This is a genomic window from Sphingobacterium kitahiroshimense (assembly GCF_025961315.1).
In the GTDB taxonomy this organism is placed as follows: domain Bacteria; phylum Bacteroidota; class Bacteroidia; order Sphingobacteriales; family Sphingobacteriaceae; genus Sphingobacterium; species Sphingobacterium anhuiense.
The window spans coordinates 5863965-5882301 of sequence record NZ_JAOQNK010000001.1; the positions used below are offsets into that span (position 1 = coordinate 5863965).

15 protein-coding genes are annotated in these 18337 nt (G+C 38.0%); 8 read left to right on the plus strand and 7 right to left on the minus strand.

From position 1 onward, the window contains the following. Nucleotides 1–14: 14 nt before the first annotated feature. From M2265_RS25075 to M2265_RS25095, 5 genes are all read left to right on the plus strand, one after another. On the plus strand, nucleotides 15–233 hold the full coding sequence (locus M2265_RS25075; protein WP_108160091.1) for a DUF350 domain-containing protein: 219 nt from the start codon (nucleotides 15–17) through the stop codon (nucleotides 231–233). Beyond that, nucleotides 226–1740 (plus strand): polyamine aminopropyltransferase, encoded by a 1515-nt coding sequence (locus tag M2265_RS25080; RefSeq protein WP_132773045.1) that lies wholly within the window; start codon nucleotides 226–228, stop codon nucleotides 1738–1740. Before M2265_RS25075 ends, M2265_RS25080 begins: the two co-directional genes overlap by 8 nt. Before the next feature lie 79 nt (nucleotides 1741–1819). Further along, a complete protein-coding gene (locus M2265_RS25085) occupies nucleotides 1820–3337 on the plus strand; it encodes an NAD(P)/FAD-dependent oxidoreductase (protein ID WP_165905979.1) in 1518 nt (505 codons plus the stop codon). A 95-nt stretch (nucleotides 3338–3432) separates the two neighbouring features. Then, entirely contained in the window at nucleotides 3433–4479 is a 1047-nt protein-coding gene (locus M2265_RS25090; RefSeq protein ID WP_132773041.1) for a ferredoxin--NADP reductase, read from the plus strand. A gap of 537 nt (nucleotides 4480–5016) precedes the next feature. Further along, a complete protein-coding gene (locus M2265_RS25095; RefSeq protein ID WP_132773039.1) occupies nucleotides 5017–6936 on the plus strand; it encodes an acetoacetate--CoA ligase in 1920 nt (639 codons plus the stop codon). 103 nt (nucleotides 6937–7039) lie between these two features. Here M2265_RS25095 and M2265_RS25100 read toward each other — a convergent pair whose 3' ends face one another. Next, nucleotides 7040–8647: an acyl-CoA carboxylase subunit beta gene (locus M2265_RS25100; RefSeq protein ID WP_132773037.1), complete on the minus strand. Its 1608-nt coding sequence runs from the start codon at nucleotides 8645–8647 to the stop codon at nucleotides 7040–7042. Between the two features lie 151 nt (nucleotides 8648–8798). Here M2265_RS25100 and M2265_RS25105 point away from each other — a divergent pair, with 151 nt between their 5' ends. Genes M2265_RS25105 through M2265_RS25115 form a run of 3 tightly spaced genes read left to right on the plus strand, consistent with a single transcriptional unit; the run spans nucleotide 8799 to nucleotide 11580 of the window. After that, on the plus strand, nucleotides 8799–9944 hold the full coding sequence (locus tag M2265_RS25105) for an acyl-CoA dehydrogenase family protein (protein WP_021189893.1): 1146 nt from the start codon (nucleotides 8799–8801) through the stop codon (nucleotides 9942–9944). Beyond that, nucleotides 9937–10782, plus strand: coding sequence for a hydroxymethylglutaryl-CoA lyase (locus M2265_RS25110; RefSeq protein WP_132773035.1), 846 nt, complete (start codon nucleotides 9937–9939; stop codon nucleotides 10780–10782). Before M2265_RS25105 ends, M2265_RS25110 begins: the two co-directional genes overlap by 8 nt. Before the next feature lie 12 nt (nucleotides 10783–10794). Continuing rightward, nucleotides 10795–11580 (plus strand): enoyl-CoA hydratase/isomerase family protein, encoded by a 786-nt coding sequence (locus tag M2265_RS25115; RefSeq protein ID WP_132773034.1) that lies wholly within the window; start codon nucleotides 10795–10797, stop codon nucleotides 11578–11580. Between the two features lie 6 nt (nucleotides 11581–11586). On the opposite strand, the gene M2265_RS25120 is transcribed toward M2265_RS25115, so the two are convergent. The 6 genes from M2265_RS25120 to M2265_RS25145 all read right to left on the minus strand — a co-directional run bounded on the left by M2265_RS25120 (nucleotide 11587) and on the right by M2265_RS25145 (nucleotide 18337). Beyond that, nucleotides 11587–12054 carry a hypothetical protein gene (locus M2265_RS25120; RefSeq protein WP_132773033.1) on the minus strand — a complete coding sequence of 156 codons (468 nt, stop codon included), beginning with the start codon at nucleotides 12052–12054 and terminating at the stop codon, nucleotides 11587–11589. Nucleotides 12055–12061: 7 nt separating this feature from the next. Then, entirely contained in the window at nucleotides 12062–13921 is a 1860-nt protein-coding gene (locus M2265_RS25125) for a CocE/NonD family hydrolase (protein ID WP_132773031.1), read from the minus strand. Between the two features lie 141 nt (nucleotides 13922–14062). Beyond that, nucleotides 14063–15367, minus strand: a complete 1305-nt coding sequence (locus tag M2265_RS25130; RefSeq protein WP_132773029.1) for a DEAD/DEAH box helicase — start codon at nucleotides 15365–15367, stop codon at nucleotides 14063–14065. A 76-nt stretch (nucleotides 15368–15443) separates the two neighbouring features. Continuing rightward, nucleotides 15444–16451 (minus strand): aspartate--ammonia ligase, encoded by a 1008-nt coding sequence (gene asnA, locus M2265_RS25135; RefSeq protein WP_132773028.1) that lies wholly within the window; start codon nucleotides 16449–16451, stop codon nucleotides 15444–15446. Nucleotides 16452–16735: 284 nt separating this feature from the next. After that, a complete protein-coding gene (locus tag M2265_RS25140; protein WP_021189141.1) occupies nucleotides 16736–17062 on the minus strand; it encodes a HesB/IscA family protein in 327 nt (108 codons plus the stop codon). Between the two features lie 90 nt (nucleotides 17063–17152). Then, on the minus strand, nucleotides 17153–18337 hold the full coding sequence (locus tag M2265_RS25145) for a cysteine desulfurase family protein (protein ID WP_132773026.1): 1185 nt from the start codon (nucleotides 18335–18337) through the stop codon (nucleotides 17153–17155).

An 18337-nucleotide genomic window follows, 5' to 3' on the forward strand; every position in this document is an offset into this window, starting at 1 on the left:
AAATATATAGTCATATGAATTATGAAATCTTTTACAAAGGAATAGCGGCATCTATTGTCTATTCTATAATCGGAATTGTCGTTTTTATATTTGCTTATTGGGTTATAGAGAGGTTAACACCTGAAAAATCATGGCAAGAAATCGTTAAAAACAAAAATATTGCATTAGCGATTGTTTTTGCTGCATTCATTCTAGGCATATCGATTATTATTGCGGCAGCTATTCATGGATAAAAAAAAGAATCTGCCCATATTTCTGCTGATATCTGTTTTCATAATTGCTACATGTGGCCTTATTTATGAGCTGGTTGCAGGTGCATTAGCTAGTTATTTGTTAGGAGATTCTGTAAAACAATTTTCATTTATTATTGGGACCTATCTTTTTGCGATGGGCGTGGGTTCATTTTTTGCTAAGTATATTGTTAAAAATCTTTTAGACCGATTTATAGATATCGAGTTGTTGATTGGAATAATTGGTGGAACTAGTTCTGTTATTTTATTTCTGTTATTTCAACAAGTTGAACACTTCCAGTTGATCTTATATCTTTTTGTTTTTTTAACAGGATGTCTTAGCGGAATGGAAATACCGCTGTTAATGAATATTTTAAAAGATCGTGTCAACTTTAGAGACTTGGTTTCTAATGTCTTCACTTTTGATTATATCGGTGCTCTTATTGCCTCTGTATTATTTCCAATATTACTCATTCCGAAACTTGGGGTAATGGGGACATCATTATTTTTTGGAATTATCAATGTTACTGTTGGCATATTTCTCTCTTTTTATTTGAGTAAACAACTTAAAAATCCAATTATTCTTAAAATAAAGTCACTTGTATGCTTTATTATTTTGATTGGTTTGTTTTTTTACTCAAATGAACTGTTAAAATATTCCGAGAATCAGCTATACAGTACCAATGTTATTTATAAACACTCTACACCATATCAACGTATTGTACTGACTGAGGCAAAAGGAGAATATCAGCTGTTCTTAAATAATAATCTACAATTCAATACAAAGGACGAATATCGATATCATGAAACGTTGGTCCATCCAGCGATGTCTATTGCTAAAAGTCCAAAGAAAGTACTTGTTTTAGGAGGGGGTGACGGGCTTGCAGTAAGAGAAATTTTAAAATATTCTTCTGTAGAAAAATTAGTGCTTGTTGATCTGGATGAGGGAATGACAAAATTGTTCCAGACAAATGAACTGTTGAGAAAGCATAATGCTAATGCATTGAACAATTCTCGTGTTGAGGTTATAAATAGGGATGCGTTTCTTTGGGTGAAAGAAGCAAAAGATAAATTTGATGTGATGATTATCGATTTTCCTGATCCATCTAATTATAGTTTGGGAAAACTCTATACAAACAATTTTTACAAAAGCCTATATCCACTTATGGAGCCGCAATGTATCGTTTCTGTTCAAACAACATCTCCATATTTTGCACCAAAATCTTATTGGTGCATTTATGAGACTATCGCATCTGTTTTTCCGAATAATTTGGCCTATCATACTTATGTTCCTTCTTTTGGCGAATGGGGATTTAACCTCTTCTCACCCGATATGAGAGTCAATTTTAATCGCGTAAACCAGCGTGTTCCAAATTTGAAGTATTATAATTATAATCTTCAGAAAATGACCGATTTTCCAGCTGATATGAAAGCTGTAGATGTGGAAATAAATCGTTTAGATAATCAGATTTTAGTACGGTATTTTGATGAGGAGTGGAGTAAAATATAAAGAATCCAGGCGATCATTTGTTAAAGATAGTATTTTACTGACTTTAGGAAGCTATCTTTTATCTTCTTGTAAAAGGAGAATGAATACCATATTTCTAAAATTAACGGGGACAAACCATATTTTAGGACATAAACTACGGTTTCCTGATTTTCCAAATATTAGTGAGACACTGGAAATTCCAGTTTTAATTATAGGGGGTGGGATTGCAGGGCTTACAGCCGGATATACATTAAATAAGCGTGGAGGGAAAGATTTTTTTCTTGTAGAATTAGAGGCTGAGACGGGAGGGAATGCAAAGAGTGGAGAAAATAAGTATTCCAAATATCCACTTGGAGCTCATTATTTACCACTTCCAAATGCTTCTAATGTTGAGTTGATTGATTTTTTATTTGATGTAGGAGTTGTAATTGGCCGAGATGACAATGGCAATCCAATTTTTGACGAAGAGCAATTGTCCTTTGCTCCACAGGAACGTTTATTTATCAAAAATTATTGGCAGGAAGGTATTGTACCGCAATATGGAAGTAGTGATGCTGATCAACAAGAGTTTACAAGGTTTCTGCATAAGATGGAAGAGTTTAAAGCCTTGAAAGATCAAAATGGCCATTATATTTTTAATATTCCAATGTGCTATTCTTCACCCGAAAAATTTGATTTAGGCCTTGATCAAATAACGATGGAAGAGTGGTTACGAAAAGAAGGTTATACTTCGAGCTATCTTCATGAGTATCTTAATTATTGCTGTAGGGATGACTATGGTACTGGAATAAAATATACCGCTGCATTTGCGGTGATTCACTATTTTGCCGCTCGAAAGCACGATTTTAAAAAAGATGAAGATGCTGTACTTACGTGGCAAGAAGGAAATGGTCGATTAGCCAAGTTATTGGCTGAAAGCTTCGAAAATCAAATTCTGAAACAACATATGGTTTACAAAATAACGGTAAATGAAAGTAATGTTGAAGTGTTGCTGTTCGATGCGCAGAGAAAGGTGTCAAAAAAAATAATAGCTGAAAAAGTGATTAATTGCTGTCCGCAATATGTCAACAAGTACCTATTGCCGCAGAGAGGCAAAAATTTTCAACTGCTACAGTATGCTCCCTGGATTGTTGCAACAGTGGTGTTGCATAAATTTCCTTTTGCTGATGGCGCCAATCTTGCCTGGGAAAACATTATTTTTGGAGCAAAGGGATTAGGGTATGTATATGCACAGCACCAGAGTTTAGGCCAATTCACAAGTCCATTTGTGATTTCTTATTATCATAGTTTGGATGGTACGGATTTAAATGAACAAAGGCGTAAACTGTATAATCAAACTGATGAGCAATGGAAGGAGTTTATTATTAAGGATCTTTCAATAGCGCATTTTGGTATTGAAGATGAAATCATTTCTATAGAGATTTTTAGGCATGGCCATGGCATGGTTTCCCCAATTCCGGGTTATTTGTCTTCTGAATATAGAAAACAGCTGACTCTACCAATTGCTAACAAGATTTTCTTTGCTCATTCTGATTTAAGTGGAGTTTCTATTTTTGAAGAAGCTTTTTATCAAGGAAGGGGTGCTGTAGATGATATGCTTGATAGTTGGGAAGCATAATGTTCCACTTTTTTGAAGAATTGTCTATTACAGCTATCTATAGCCTATTGCAATTAATGATTTGATAAAACTCGATGTGAATACTATCTTTGGTTATGCACAAGCTCAGAATTACGAACATCATTCCGCGTGAAAATCACAATGTAACCATTAATTTCGAACCAGTATCAGGGGAGTTTCCAACTTATAAAGCTGGTCAATTTTTGACTTTATCTTTTGAATTTGCTAATCGGGAGTTGAGGAGATCGTATTCTTTTAGTAGTTCACCAGATGTCGATGAACCCTTAAGTATTACGGTTAAGCGGGTTGAAAACGGTGAGATTTCCCGTTTTTTACATCATAAAATTCAGGAGGGAGATATTGTGAATGCATTAGATCCACAAGGTCTGTTTATTTATGAACCTATTGAAGATAGCGCACGTACCGTATTTTTATTCGCCGCAGGTATTGGTATCACTCCTTTATTCTCCATCTTGAAGACTGCGTTGGTTCGTGAAAGTAAATCAAAGATAGTGCTGGCTTATAGCAATAGCTCTCCAGAGGTAACTCCTTTTAAAGAAGAACTACAGCAATGGGCAAAAAAATATCCGGATCGTCTTCAGATCATTTGGATTTATTCAAATAGTAAAAATCTGATGACAGCACGATTGAATAGAGATTATATCCTTTCCATTTTGAAAAATCATTTGCCAACTGCACATCAGGACGTTCTGTTTTACACCTGTGGTCCAGTGATCTATATGGACTTGTGTCGTTTCACTTTGTTGGGGATGGGGTTTGATGAATCTCAAATCAAACGGGAGACCTTTTTGCTTCCTGAAAATGAAGAAGACGATGATGATGAAACAGAAAAAGAGGTGGATAAGACGACTTACTCCATCAAATTAAACTTTCAAGGCCAAAGCTATCATTTAGATATTCCTTATAATAAATCTATTTTAGATGTGGGTTTGGAAAACAAGATTAAGCTTCCATATTCCTGCAAGTCGGGTATGTGCAGTACATGTATATCAAATTGCTCCCAAGGAAAAGTGCGTATGTCGTATAATGAGGTACTGACAGATCGTGAAGTTGAAAATGGACGTATTTTACTTTGTACGGGACATCCAATTGAAACAGATACGATTATCGATGTGCTTTAGTACAAACATTAGCCATTATTTAGGGGTTCATGTTAATATTAAATACGCTTAGGCCATTTTCTTTTGATATCCGTTGGTAATGGTTCGGATATTGATTCGTGTTGGTTCGGGGATGCTAGGGAACTGGTTCGGGATTCGTTCGATGATTATTTGGCATTTGTTTGTCTTTTTATCGAAAAGGAGTCGAAGTACAGTCGAACAGGAGTCGAACGAAAGGCGGAGGTGTATCCTAGTAAATACCTATCAATGCAGAGCCGTTGTCGAGTAGAGTGTGGACTTTCACGGACTTTCATGGACTTGTACGGACTTTCAAGGAGTTCTCTTCACGATTTAACGGGGGTATAAAAGCTGATGTCTATGTTTGAATCTTTTAGATTTATTGATGTTTCTCGTAATGGCTACAACCCTGATTAGCATTTTTATTAGATTTAAGACCTGATTATAGCAATACATCTGTTGTTTACAAATCAATTTCTTGAGCTGATTTATTTTACATTATTTTCGTTAGATTTGATTCAAACCAAATGAATCAGAATAATGAGTAATTTACTTTGGAAGCCTTCTGTTGCTTATCAACAGGAATCTTCTTTATACCAGTTTAAGCAATTTGTAGAACAGAAACGACAATTTAAGATGGATTCTTATCCTATACTTTGGGACTGGTCAGTTTCAAATCTGGAGGAATTCTGGGAAGATATCGCCGCGTTTTTTGACGTAATTTTTCATACTCCTCACCAAGAAATTTTTCAAGCTTCTCCACAAGGATTTATTGGTTCTAAATGGTTTGAAGGTGCCACTTTAAATTATGCGGAACATATTTTCCGAAAATCTACTGCAGAACGGCCGGCTCTTTTGTTCCAGGAAGAGAATAAGCCCCTTCAGAGCATTTCTTGGGACGAACTGGAAGGAATGGTTAGTTCATTGCAGCGGTTCTTGATAGGGCAGGGTATAGAGAAGGGAGATCGTGTTGTGGGTGTGTTGAGAAACAGTCCCGCTTCTATCGCTCTTTTTTTAGCGGCTAACAGTATTGGCGCTATCTGGTCATGCTGTTCTCCAGATTTTGGATCGTCAAGTATATTGGAACGATTTTCTCAGGTGACACCTAAGCTTTTGTTCGCAGATGCAGAGTATAGCTATAATAACAAATTGTTTGATCTTAAAGATGCGATGATTGATCTATCTTCAAATCTGGAAAGTCTGGTACACGATGTCGTTTTTGTGGATGAACAGGTCTGGAAAGATGCGGTATCACAAGAGACAGGAGTGCCGTTGCGTTTTACAGCGGTACCTTTTGACCATCCAATTTGGATTTTATACTCTTCTGGTACGACAGGTAAGCCTAAGGCAATTACGCACAGCTGTGGTGGTATTTTATTGGAGCATTTAAAAGCATTGGCTTTACACCAGAATGTGCAAGAGGGGGAGCGATTTATCTGGTATGCAACCACCGGGTGGATGATGTGGAACTATGCGCTTTCTTCCTTATTACTGGGGGCTACCCTTTGTATTTATGAGGGTTCATTGGCCTATCCTGAAAAGTTATCTTTTTGGAATTTTATTGGACAGCACGAGATTGACCATGTGGGGGCTGGCGCCGCCTATTATATCGCCAATCAGCATATTGAATTGACGCAACCTCGTTTTCAACCCAAAACGATTGGTTCAACAGGCTCTCCATTGCCTCCGCAGACCTTTTCCTGGTTACAAAAGCAATTTCCCCAAGCGCAGATTGTTTCACTGAGTGGCGGTACAGATGTCTGTAGTGCATTTTTATCTGGAAATCCTTTATTACCTGTCTATGCCGGTGAAATACAGTGTTTAACCTTAGGGTCAAAGATTGAAGCCTATAATGAAAATGGAGAATCAGTGAAAAATGAAGTAGGTGAACTGGTTATAACGCTCCCTATGCCATCAATGCCCATATATTTTTGGAATGATCTTGATAATGAAAAGTATCAGGAGAGCTATTTTGAAAAATACCCAGGAGTGTGGTGTCATGGCGACTGGATCAAATTTACGGAACATCAGGGTGTTATCGTTTATGGCCGTTCTGATGCTACTTTGAATCGAGGTGGCGTACGAATTGGTACTGCTGAAATCTATAATATATTGAACAGCTTTTCTGAGGTTGAGGATAGTTTAATAATTTGTCTAGATCAGGAAGACGGAACGTCTACCATGCCACTGTATGTGCAAATGAAACATGGGATCTCTTTAACTGATGATCTGAAAACTGCCATCAAATTAAAGTTAAGAAAGAGCTATAGTCCGCGTCATGTGCCTGATGATATCATTGCGGTACCAACGATACCTTACACCCTTAGTGGTAAGAAATTGGAGATTCCTGTAAAAAAAATAATGATGGGAACTCCGCTGGAGAAAGCGGTGAGCGTCGCTGTATTAAGAGATTCGAAGTCTCTTGATTTTTGGGTCAAATTATTATTGGATAGTGAGTAATGGTCTTTATGTAAATAGTTACTGTATATAATAAATAATGCCCCGAATTAAAAAAAGGGGCATTATTATCAAATATTACTTTTATAAGTGTTGTGCTAGGAAATCAGGTTTGGATTACACCAACATTGTAGCGTTCAGTAATTGGATTATGATTTGCAGCTTCTATACCGAGACTAATAACACTTCTCGTTTCATCAGGTCTGATTACTCCATCGACCCAAATACGGGCAGCCGCGTAATAGGGGCTGAGCTGTTCCAAATAACGCTTCTTAATATCATCTAGCAGTGTGTTCTTCTCTTCTTCAGATATTTCTATGCCTTTTGATTTTAAGGCAGATTCTTGAATCTGTAAGAGGGTATTACCGGCAGCAGCGCCGCTCATAACAGCCATCTGCGCCGTAGGCCAAGCATATATGAGTCTAGGATCGTATGCCTTACCGCACATTGCATAATTACCAGCTCCGTAACTGTTACCGATGATAAAGGTAAACTTGGGCACAACTGAATTTGCCATAGCATTGACCATCTTTGCTCCATCTTTAATTATGCCGCCCTGTTCGGAGCGACTACCGACCATGAAACCTGTTACATCTTGCAGAAATACCAGTGGAATTAATTGTTGATTACAGTTCATGATAAAGCGTGCAGCCTTATCTGCAGAATCGCTGTATATTACGCCACCCATCTGCATTTCAACAGCACCAGCTGGTTTCTTTGCTTTAACAATTTCACGTTGGTTTGCAACGATTCCTACTGCCCATCCGTCAATACGGGCAAGACCACAGACAATCGTTTTGCCATAATCCTGTTTATATTCTTCAAAAGTACCCTCGTCAACTAAAGCTTCTAAAAGCTTGTGCATGGAATACGGTTTTGTGCGATCTAAAGGCAATATTTCTGCGATTTCGGAGCTTTGACGTAAAGGCGCCTTGGCTTCTTTACGATTAAATCCTGCTTTTGGATGCGCACCAAGTTTATCCATAACACCTTTTATAGCATCAAGACAGCTTGCTTCATCTGGAAATTTATTGTCTGTAACGCCAGAAATAACAGAATGTGTGCTTGCGCCTCCTAATGTTTCGGCATCAACAGTCTCACCGATAGCAGATTTGACCAGATAGGGGCCAGCTAAAAATACAGAGCCGGTTCCTTCAACGATAAATGCGTAGTCGGACATGATCGGTAAATAGGCACCTCCCGCAACACAACTGCCCATTATAGCGGCTATTTGAGGTATACCCATAGAGGACATTTTAGCATTATTTCTAAAAATGCGTCCAAAATGCTCTTTATCAGGGAATATTTGATCCTGCATCGGTAAAAAGACACCTGCAGAATCGACAAGGTATATGATGGGAATTTTGTTCTCCATAGCAATTTCTTGCGCACGTAGATTTTTTTTGCAGCTAATGGGGAACCAGGCACCAGCCTTTACAGTTGCATCATTAGAGACAATGACGCATAATTCGTCTTTAACATACCCTAAAACACAGACAACACCTGCATTTGGACAACCGCCTTCTTCAGGGTACATATTGTCTCCGGCAAACTGGGCAATTTCAATATAAGCTTTGTGATCATCTAGGAGGTATTCGACACGCTCCCATGCAGTGAGCTTTCCTTTGGCTTTTAATTTTTTGATTTTATCTTCGCCACCTCCCAAGCGAAGTGCTGCTCTTTTTAGTTCTAACTCTACAATTAGTTCATTCATGTTATAATTGGATTTTAAGCATGTCAAATTCAGAATTTGATAATATGAGATAAATTTAACATTATATTTTGAGTTTCTCTAAAAAAAGATGTTATAATTTTGTTATTATTGTAAATAACAGAATTCCAATTATAAATTAAAGATTACATTTATGTTTATTGAAAATGAACAACAAATGATGATGATTCGCCAAAGTGCTAGAGACTTTGCTGAAACTCATATTCGTCCCTACATCATGGAGTGGGATGAAGCACAAACATTTCCTGCACCTTTATTTAAGAAGCTCGGCGAGCATGGCTTTATGGGCATTATTGTCCCGGAAGCTTATGGTGGATCTGGCTTTGGATACCAGGAGTATATAACCGTTTTGGACGAGATCTCCAAAGTTTGTGGTTCCATAGGACTTTCGGTAGCGGCACATAATTCATTGTGTACAAATCATATATTGAGTTTCGCAAATGAAAGTCAGAAGCAGAAATATCTACCAAAATTGGCAACAGGAGAATGGCTGGGAGCTTGGGGTTTAACAGAAACGGGTTCGGGGTCTGATGCTGGAGGATTAGCGACTGTTGCGGTTCGCGACGGTGATTATTTTGTGCTGAATGGTTCTAAAAACTTCATCACACATGCCATAAGCTCGGACGTAGCTGTTGTACTTGCCCGTACCGGTGAGAAAGGTGACAAAAAGGGTGTTACTGCTTTTATTGTCGAGAAGGGGACAGAAGGTTTTTCTGCAGGTAAAAAGGAAAATAAATTAGGGATGCGTGCTTCAGAGACCGCATGTTTGTTTTTCGATAATTGTCGTATTCATCAGGATCAGATGGTCGGTGAAGAGGGGCAGGGTTTTGTTCAGGCATTGAAACTATTGGATGGTGGCCGTATTTCTATCGCTGCTTTATCATTGGGTATTGCTCGTGGTGCTTATGAATGTGCGTTAAAGTATGCAAATGAAAGAGAGCAGTTCAATCAAAAGATTTTTGAATTTCAGGCGGTTGGATTTAAGCTTGCAGAGATGGCTACAGAAATTCAGGCAGCAGAGCTGCTGACCCGTCAAGCTGGATATATGAAAGATCGTGGTGAACGCATTTCTAAAATAGGAGCAATGGCAAAGCTATACGCTTCAGAAACGGCAGTTTCGGTTTCTAATGAATCTGTTCAGATTTTTGGAGGATATGGCTTTACAAAAGATTATCCTGCTGAAAAGTTCTTTAGAGACGCAAAATTATGTACAATCGGGGAAGGTACGTCGAGTATACAGAAGATGGTTATTTCTCGGGAAATTCAAAAAGATGCCTAAAAAAGAAGATATAATTTTGGTAGAATGTCCCAGGGATGCCATTCAAGGGATATCGCATGTGATTCCAACGGAAAAAAAAGTTAAGTATTTGAACATGTTGCTTGAAAGCGAATTGTTTGACTGGCTTGACTGTGGATCGTTTGTTTCTCCAAAAGCTGTTCCGCAATTGGCGGATACTGAAGAAGTGCTTCGTCAGCTGAATACGTCCGGTAAAACGAAGCTGCTGGGGATCATTGCTAATGAACAAGGTGCTCTACGTGCTGTGAAATCGGATAATCTCACTTATTTGGGCTATCCTTTTTCCATCTCTGAGGTTTTTCAGCAACGAAATACAAATGCTTCTATCATTGATTCATTTGAACGTCTGAAAGGTATTGTGGAAATTGCACATCAACACAAAAAAGAAATGGTGGTGTATATATCCATGGCTTTTGGAAATCCATTTGGTGATTTTTGGAGTAATGAGCTCGTGCTTGATTGGATGGACAAGATTGCTGCCCTAGGGGTGGTGGAATTCTCTTTGGCAGACACAACCTCTGAGGCAACATTGCCACAGATAACACAACTTTTTGAACAGGCATTACAACGGTTTACAACCTTAAATATCGGTGCACATTTTCATTCTCCTAAGGCAAGTAGTCTAGATAAAATCAATGCCGCTTACCTTGCTGGATGTCGAAAATTTGATGGTGCTATTTTAGGATACGGAGGCTGTCCGTTTGCCGAAGATGAGTTGGTAGGGAATATTCCAACGGAAGATTTGATATATTATTTTGAGCGAAAAGGGCAGGATAAAATATTGACCTTTGGTGGTGAATTTATTAATTTAATAGCATAAAGTCAGAAGTTTATGAGTGGTCATTTGAATTATAAGTTTATTAAGGTGAAACAGGCCGATCATGTTTTTTATTTGACCTTGGCGCGTCCTGAAAAACGAAATGCTTTTACACCGTTGATGATCGACGAGATCTATCATGCCATACAAATCGCAGATTCAGATCCGGATGTTAGGGTGCTTATTCTCGACGCGGAAGGTCCTGTATTTTGTGCTGGTATGGATTTGAAAGCTTTTGAAAATCCAGATGTTTCCGAGCTGGCAAAGACGGTTCCACATGTTGATTTGTCTTTGGGAGAAGTCATGTCACAATTGAATAAACCTTCGATCGCAGTGCTCGAAGGAAATGTGATTGCGGGAGGTTTTTTAATGATTCTGGAATGCACCTATGTTATTGCGAAGTCGACAGTTCAGTTCTCTTTACCAGAGGTGCAACTTGGATTGTTTCCTTTTCAGGTTTTGGCGGGTCTGCTGAAGCATTTGCCCCATAACAAAGCAATGGATCTATGCATTCGTCCAGAGGTGATTTCAGCTCAAGAAATGAAAAATATGGGTTTAGTTTTTGAACTGATGGATCAGAAACCCGATATGTTGCCAGATTTGATCAATAAGCTGACGTCTATTGCGCCATTAGCGGTTAAGATGGGCTTTGAGTCAGCGAAACAATTAGAAGGGCTTAGAAAGGCTGATCAGTATGCTTTTCTTCTTGAGCAGTTGCAAAGGCTGAGAACAAGTCATGATTTTAAAGAGGGAATGGCCGCGCGTATGGAAAAAAGACCTCCAAATTGGAAAGGCGAGTAATTGTTATTAAAACATTCTGAAGCTAGGTCTACTCGTTAAAGGTGAAAATTCCCACGGGATAGAGGTGAAGATAATGCATATAGCCCAAGCAGTGTAGATAAATATCGTTTTGAATTTAGCTACACTGCTTTGTTTTTTACGGGCCTTTATATATCCAATGGTAAACACTAAAATGCCAATAGTCATCATGGTGATGTGTTCCATTCCAAAAAAACGTACCTGACGCAGTTTGATGGCTTCATTAAAATTTTTGATAAAATAATGTACGATCGGACTTTCAAAATAGAGTGTTAATCCTACTATAAACTGTATGTAAAGTAAGATTAACGTTACTATCTGTAGTATATAATCATACGGTTTCATGTGATACTTTTTTTTCCAGCCCATATAGGCACGTACTAATAATGCGATAAGACAAACGACGATCATCCATCTGCTAGCCGAATGTAGGGCAAGAAAGAAATGGTAAAGCATGCTTTTTCTATTTTAAGATCGAAAATTCAATATATGACGAATTGTTGTGATCATGAAAAATACGATGTGTTGCTTTCCTGTAGTCACTCGATTTGGCTTCATAACCTTCAAAAAACTGCTGTGGATTACGTTCTGCAATTGGAAACCACGTATTTTGTACCTGAATCATGATGCGGTGTCCTTTTTTGAACGTATGCGCTACATCAGGCATGCTGTAGTTAACCGCAGTAACAAAATCCGGTTGCATAGGTTCTGCCTTCTCAAATCCATTCCGATATTTTCCAGCCATAATTTCACCGCGAACCAGCATTTGGTAGCCATCCATTACTTTATTGTTGGAGGATGGGCTGTTTGCAGGGTAGACATCAATAAGTTTTACGACATAATCTGCGTCTGTTCCAGAGGTTGATACTTTTAGGAAGTTTTTAATGGGGCCAACTATTGTGATATCTTCGTTTAAAGGTTCTGTTTGATAAACCATAACATCGGGTCTAGATGAGGCGAAACGCTGGTCGTCGATCATGTACTCACGTGTCCTGCTCTCCATAACACCACCTTGATAAGGTACAGGTTTGTTAGGATCACTAACATATTCATCCCAAGAATCTGTACGTCCTACTTTTTCAAACCCTAGTTTGCCTTGAGGTTGTAGGTAGAGTTTTTTGTCCTCTACATCTTTTGGAGGCCATTTATCAAATGATTTCCATTGGTTGCTTCCTGTTACAAAGATATTCGCTTCTGCCCCCTTAAAATCACCCTTCCCTTTCAGATAATAATTGAAAAAGGGTAGTTCAAATTTTTCCTGATACGTCACACTTGTTTTCTGGTCAAATTGAATATCACCAAAAGAGCTACCGTCACCACGTACCCAGCCTCCGTGAAACCAGGGGCCAGCCACGAGGATCGAATTATTCTTTGGGTTTTGTTTTTCGATCGCTTTGTAAGTTTCAAATGTTCCGTAGGCATCTTCGGCATCAAAAAAGCCTCCAACTACCATAACGGCTGGTTTAACATCGGTTAAGTGCGGTAATATCTCTCTATCTTTCCAAAACTGATCATAATGTGGGTGGTCAAAGACATCATTCCAAAATTTGATAGAATCGGCAAAATAGTTGTCTTTCAGGTCTTTCGCTGTCCCGGCATTCATGTAGAACTGATAAACATCTTTTGAAGGATATTGAAAAGTCTTGGGTGCCTGATCTGGCGTAATGGGTTTAGGTCTAGGAATACCGAAGCTGGACATGAATTTAAATGCATCTCCTGTGAAAAGTACGCCATTATGATGAAAGTCATCGCCCAGGTACCAGTTTGTTACCGGAGCTTGCGGTGATACTGCTTTTAATGATGGATGTGTTTTCGTAAGACTTACTGTGGAGTAAAATCCTGGATAAGAAATGCCGTACATGCCTGCTTTACCATTGTAGTTCTTTAGGTTTTTGCTAAGCCATTCTAGTAAGTCATAGGTATCCGTACTTTCATCAATATCTTTTTTTCCTTTTTTTAAGTTTGTCGGTCTTATATCTTCAAAGGTTCCTTCGCTCATCCATTTGCCCCGTACATCTTGGTAAACAAAGATGTAACCTTCTAAAGTCATTGCCGGGAAATTCCCTAACGTTTCTTTGTATTTATCTTCACCATAAGGGCTTACGGTATAAGGGGTGCGGTTTAATAAAACAGGATATTGCTGGCTTTTGTCTTTTGGTGTGTAGATGGTGGTAAATAATTTGACCCCATCACGCATCGGAACTGAAATTTCCTTTTTATCATAATTCTTTTTAACATAGTCTGTTTCGAGGATTGACTGAGCCTTTACTTGAAATGAAAAGGTTGTTGCAAGCACTGAAAAAGCTAAAAATACTTTGTTCATGGTATTAGATTAATTTTACGATAGGACAAGATAAGAAAAATGAATAAAGACTGGATTAAAAAAAGGCCAGATTAAATATCATGATTTAATTTGGCCTTTTTTAATAACAGTTATCTGTTTTTGGGAGAGGATAGGAATAGACTAGCTTCTCAATATTCTAATCTTTTTGCCTTTAATCTTACCGAGGTTAGAATGTTTAAGTATAGTGCTAACTAAAGAGCGTTTGACAGCAACGAAAGATTCTCTGTCTTTAACTTCAATAATACCGACATTACTTTTTTCTATTCCCTCGAGGTTAAGTAAAAAACCAACGAGATCAATTTTGTTGACTTTATCTTTTTTACCTGCTGAAAAGTATAGGGTAGCGAAATCAGAGTTTTCAGGTAGCTTATATTCACCATCGATTTCTTCGATTGCGATATCATCCGCCACATAGGGATAATCTTCGTCAGGTTTTAAGATGATAAAGACTTTTCCTTTTGCTTGCATACGTGCTGTTCTACCATTTCTATGTGTGAAATCATCTTCACGGTAAGGTAACTGGTAATGGATAATGGCATCGATCTCAGGGATATCAAGTCCTCGGGCAGCAAGGTCGGTCGTGATCAAGATATGATTGCTATTGTTTCTAAATTTCAAGAGTGCCAGCTCGCGATCACTTTGTTCCAGTCCGCCGTGGAATACATCATGTATGATATCACGGTTTTGTAGCAATTCGCTGATGTGGTCAACAGCATCGCGGTGATTACAAAAGATAAGTACTTTTTGATTACCTATTTTGCATAGCAATTGAAACAGAGCTTCTAATTTTTTATGGATTGGAGCGACAATCTTTTTTATCGTTAACGCTGGTGCACTTTGTATGTGACTTAGAAAATTAACCTCTGTTGCAGCAGAAATGCCTGTGAAATCAGGTATTTCTTTCATTGCGGTAGCCGATGTTAAGATGCGTGTTTCTAAGTTAGTTAAGTAATCAATTATAAAAGACATCTGATCCTGAAAACCTAATTCCAATGATTTGTCAAATTCATCCAAAACCAGCGTCCTGATTTGTGTCGGATCAAAGTGGTTTCCTTCAAGATGATAAACAATACGACCTGGTGTACCAATGAGGATAGCAGGAGGATTCTTTAAATTGTTTCTTTCAGTCTTGGTATCATGACCGCCATAGCAACAGGTGATTTTAAAACCGGTAGCAACTCTTTTTAATACGGATTCAATCTGCAAAGCCAATTCGCGGGTGGGTACCAGGATCAAAGATTGGACGTCAGCTACATCTTTGTTTAATGTTTTCATCAAAGCAAGTGCAAAAGCTAATGTTTTACCTGAACCGGTTGGTGAAAGTAAGATGAGATTTTCTTTTTCTTTGAATTTATCCATGACCTCATTCTGCATGTCATTCAGCGAAGAGATATGGAGTTTTTGTAATATGGCGTCTATTTGCATGTTGCAAAAGTACACAAAGTATTACATAAAAAAAGGTCTGCCGTAAGCAGACCTTTTTTTATGTTTATGGATTCAATTACAATAAATGAATTCCTTTATCTTGTAGGGATTGTTTTTCCTGTTCATCCCATATACTGACCTGAACTTCACCAATATGTGCTTTTTTTAGCATAAACATGCATACACGTGATTGTCCGATTCCACCACCGATGGCTTCTGGCAACTCATCATTTAACAGCATTTTGTGGAATGATAATGCTGCGCGTTCAACATTATTTCTAATTTTAAGCTGTCGCTCTAACGCAGTTTTGTCTACACGTACGCCCATAGAAGATAGTTCAAATGCCGTGTTTAAAATAGGATTCCAAACTAAGATATCCCCATTTAATCCATTTGTTCCACTTCCATTTTCAGTACTCCAGTCATCGTAATCTGCTGCTCGTCCATCATGAGCTTCGCCATTCGATAAAATTCCACCTATACCATAGATAAATACAGCGCCATGCTCTTTTGCAATGGCATTTTCACGCTCTTTAGGTGTGAATGTTGGATATTTTTGCAACAATTCTTCTGAAGAAATAAAGGTAATCTCTTCAGGTAAAACAGATTTAATATCTGGGTATTGACGTTCTACTTGCTTTTCAGTGAAGCGTAAAGCATCATATATTTTTAGAACGGTATCTTGTAGAAAAGAAAATGTTCTCTGTTCTGCGGAGATTGTTTTTTCCCAATCCCATTGATCTACATAGATAGAGTGAATCGGCGTATAGTCCTCATCAGGACGTAGTGCACGCATATCAGTCAATATGCCCTCTCCAACCTCAAGTTCAAGCTCTTTTAATCTTAAGCGCTTCCATTTTGCTAGTGAGTGAACAACAACAGCCTTACGTTCCTGTAGCGCTTTGATAGGGAAGGCTACTGGTCTTTCGATGCCATTTAAATCATCATTTATACCCGTACCATCAAGTATAACCAAAGGTGATGAGATAGGAATCAATCCTAAATTATTTCTAAGTTGTTGTGCAAAAGTATCCTTTACAAAACTAATAGCAACTTCAGTTTTTAATAACTTTCTTTTATCCATGAAATGTATATATATCAAAAAATAGCCTCTTGGTTATCTATTTTTTATTTGTATCTGTTAAGAATCTGTATCGAGTAATGCTCAAGACAAATTCTGTTTCCCTCAATTTTCCTCAAAAATAACAATATTTCAGATATAACAAGGTATTGTTGGTAAATTTATTTCCATAATGATATATTTTTGATGCGATCGCAAGAAATTGCCTGAATTGATGAGATCTTAAAAAAATAAGGAGGCCGCCATGTTGACATGGCGACCTCCTATATTTTTATATGTTTGTTTTTTTAAACGGAGAAACTTTCACCGCAAGCACAAGTTCTTGTGGCGTTCGGATTATGGAATTCAAATCCTTTACCATCTAATCCATCAGAATAGTCAAGCTCTGTTCCAGCTAGATATAAGAATGACTTAATATCTAAACATACTTTAACACCTTTATCTTCGCAAAACTGATCACCTTTTTTTTCTTCGTTATCGAAGTGCAATTTATAGCTTAGGCCTGAACAACCTCCGCTTTCAACAGCAACACGCACAAAATAACTGCTGTCATATTTTTCAGTACTCATTATCTCTTCAATTCGAGATTTTGCTTTGTCTGTAACGGTTACCATATCGCTGAATAATTATATTAATATTGAATAGTACAAATTACGCTAACTTCTTTTTTATTTCCAATATAAATCTGACACTAAATGTAATAATTAAGTAATAAGACCGGCCTGAAAGAGTTGCCAGATAGGAGAGTTTTGTCTAATTTTTGTCACTGCTTCTTTGATCAGCCTAGTGGTGGTGTCTACTTCTTCTTTTGTTGTCAATCTGCTTATACTGAATCGTACTGTTGCTAACGCATCTTCTTTTGAAATCCCCATAGCAAGTAGTACGTGAGACGGATCTCTGGTGCCACTAACACATGCAGAACCGGATGATAATGCTAATTGTGGACAATGGGTCATGAGCTCGCTCGCAAGTAAATGCTTGAAACAGATCGACGTGGTATTAGGTAAACGTGAAGCTGTCTTTGCATGAATATAAGTTGCAGGGATTTCACTTAATGCATTTTCTAAATATTCTCTCAATTGAATCGTATGCTCAAAATCTCTTTCATGAAGCTGCATGTGGGTTATTGCTGATCCTAGGCCAACAATATTGGGGACATTGTATGTACCTGCCCGAAAACCATTTTCTTGTCCTCCACCTGTAATCAGTGCAGTGATTTGGATGGGTTTGGACTTGCGACGGATGAATAATGCGCCAATGCCTTTGGGGCCATGCATTTTGTGAGCACTTAAACACAATATGTCAATAGGGATCTGCCCAAGATCAAGCGGGATTTTACCAATGAACTGCGTGGCATCACAAAAATATAAACAGTCTTTATCTTTGCATAAGGTTGCAATTTCCTGAATGGGGTGGATATATCCGGTTTCATTATTTGCGGCCATAATACAGACTAATATGGTCTGTGCCGTAATATGTTCTTCAAGGGCACTTAAATCTATTTTTCCAGTGTCATCAACATCAAGGTAGGTAACTAAAGCCCCCTCTTTTTCTAATTGTAGCAGGGTTTCTAAAACCGCTTTGTGCTCTGTTTTGACTGTAATGATGTGATTGCCTTTGGATTTATAATTTTTATAAATTCCTTTTAGTACTGTGTTAATGGATTCGGTTGCGCCTGAATTGAAAAAGATCTCTTTAGGTTGACAGTTAAGAGATCGGGAAACCTGTAGACGGGCTTTTTCTATTGCTCCATTAGCCTCACGCCCCATACTGTGATACACACTGGAGGCATTTGCATAATTATGGATGAAATAGGGTAGCATAGTATCCCATACTTCATCCATGATTTTAGTTGTTGCATTATTGTCGAGATAAATTAACTCCTTCAT

Coding starts and splice junctions, on each gene's coding strand:
- M2265_RS25075 (WP_108160091.1), top strand. CDS start 15: ATGAATTATGAAATCTTTTACAAAGGAATAGCGGCATCTATTGTCTAT.
- M2265_RS25080 (WP_132773045.1), top strand. CDS start 226: ATGGATAAAAAAAAGAATCTGCCCATATTTCTGCTGATATCTGTTTTC.
- M2265_RS25085 (WP_165905979.1), top strand. CDS start 1,820: ATGAATACCATATTTCTAAAATTAACGGGGACAAACCATATTTTAGGA.
- M2265_RS25090 (WP_132773041.1), top strand. CDS start 3,433: ATGCACAAGCTCAGAATTACGAACATCATTCCGCGTGAAAATCACAAT.
- M2265_RS25095 (WP_132773039.1), top strand. CDS start 5,017: ATGAGTAATTTACTTTGGAAGCCTTCTGTTGCTTATCAACAGGAATCT.
- M2265_RS25100 (WP_132773037.1), bottom strand. CDS start 8,647: ATGAATGAACTAATTGTAGAGTTAGAACTAAAAAGAGCAGCACTTCGC.
- M2265_RS25105 (WP_021189893.1), top strand. CDS start 8,799: ATGTTTATTGAAAATGAACAACAAATGATGATGATTCGCCAAAGTGCT.
- M2265_RS25110 (WP_132773035.1), top strand. CDS start 9,937: ATGCCTAAAAAAGAAGATATAATTTTGGTAGAATGTCCCAGGGATGCC.
- M2265_RS25115 (WP_132773034.1), top strand. CDS start 10,795: ATGAGTGGTCATTTGAATTATAAGTTTATTAAGGTGAAACAGGCCGAT.
- M2265_RS25120 (WP_132773033.1), bottom strand. CDS start 12,054: ATGCTTTACCATTTCTTTCTTGCCCTACATTCGGCTAGCAGATGGATG.
- M2265_RS25125 (WP_132773031.1), bottom strand. CDS start 13,921: ATGAACAAAGTATTTTTAGCTTTTTCAGTGCTTGCAACAACCTTTTCA.
- M2265_RS25130 (WP_132773029.1), bottom strand. CDS start 15,367: ATGCAAATAGACGCCATATTACAAAAACTCCATATCTCTTCGCTGAAT.
- asnA (WP_132773028.1), bottom strand. CDS start 16,451: ATGGATAAAAGAAAGTTATTAAAAACTGAAGTTGCTATTAGTTTTGTA.
- M2265_RS25140 (WP_021189141.1), bottom strand. CDS start 17,062: ATGGTAACCGTTACAGACAAAGCAAAATCTCGAATTGAAGAGATAATG.
- M2265_RS25145 (WP_132773026.1), bottom strand. CDS start 18,337: ATGAAGGAGTTAATTTATCTCGACAATAATGCAACAACTAAAATCATG.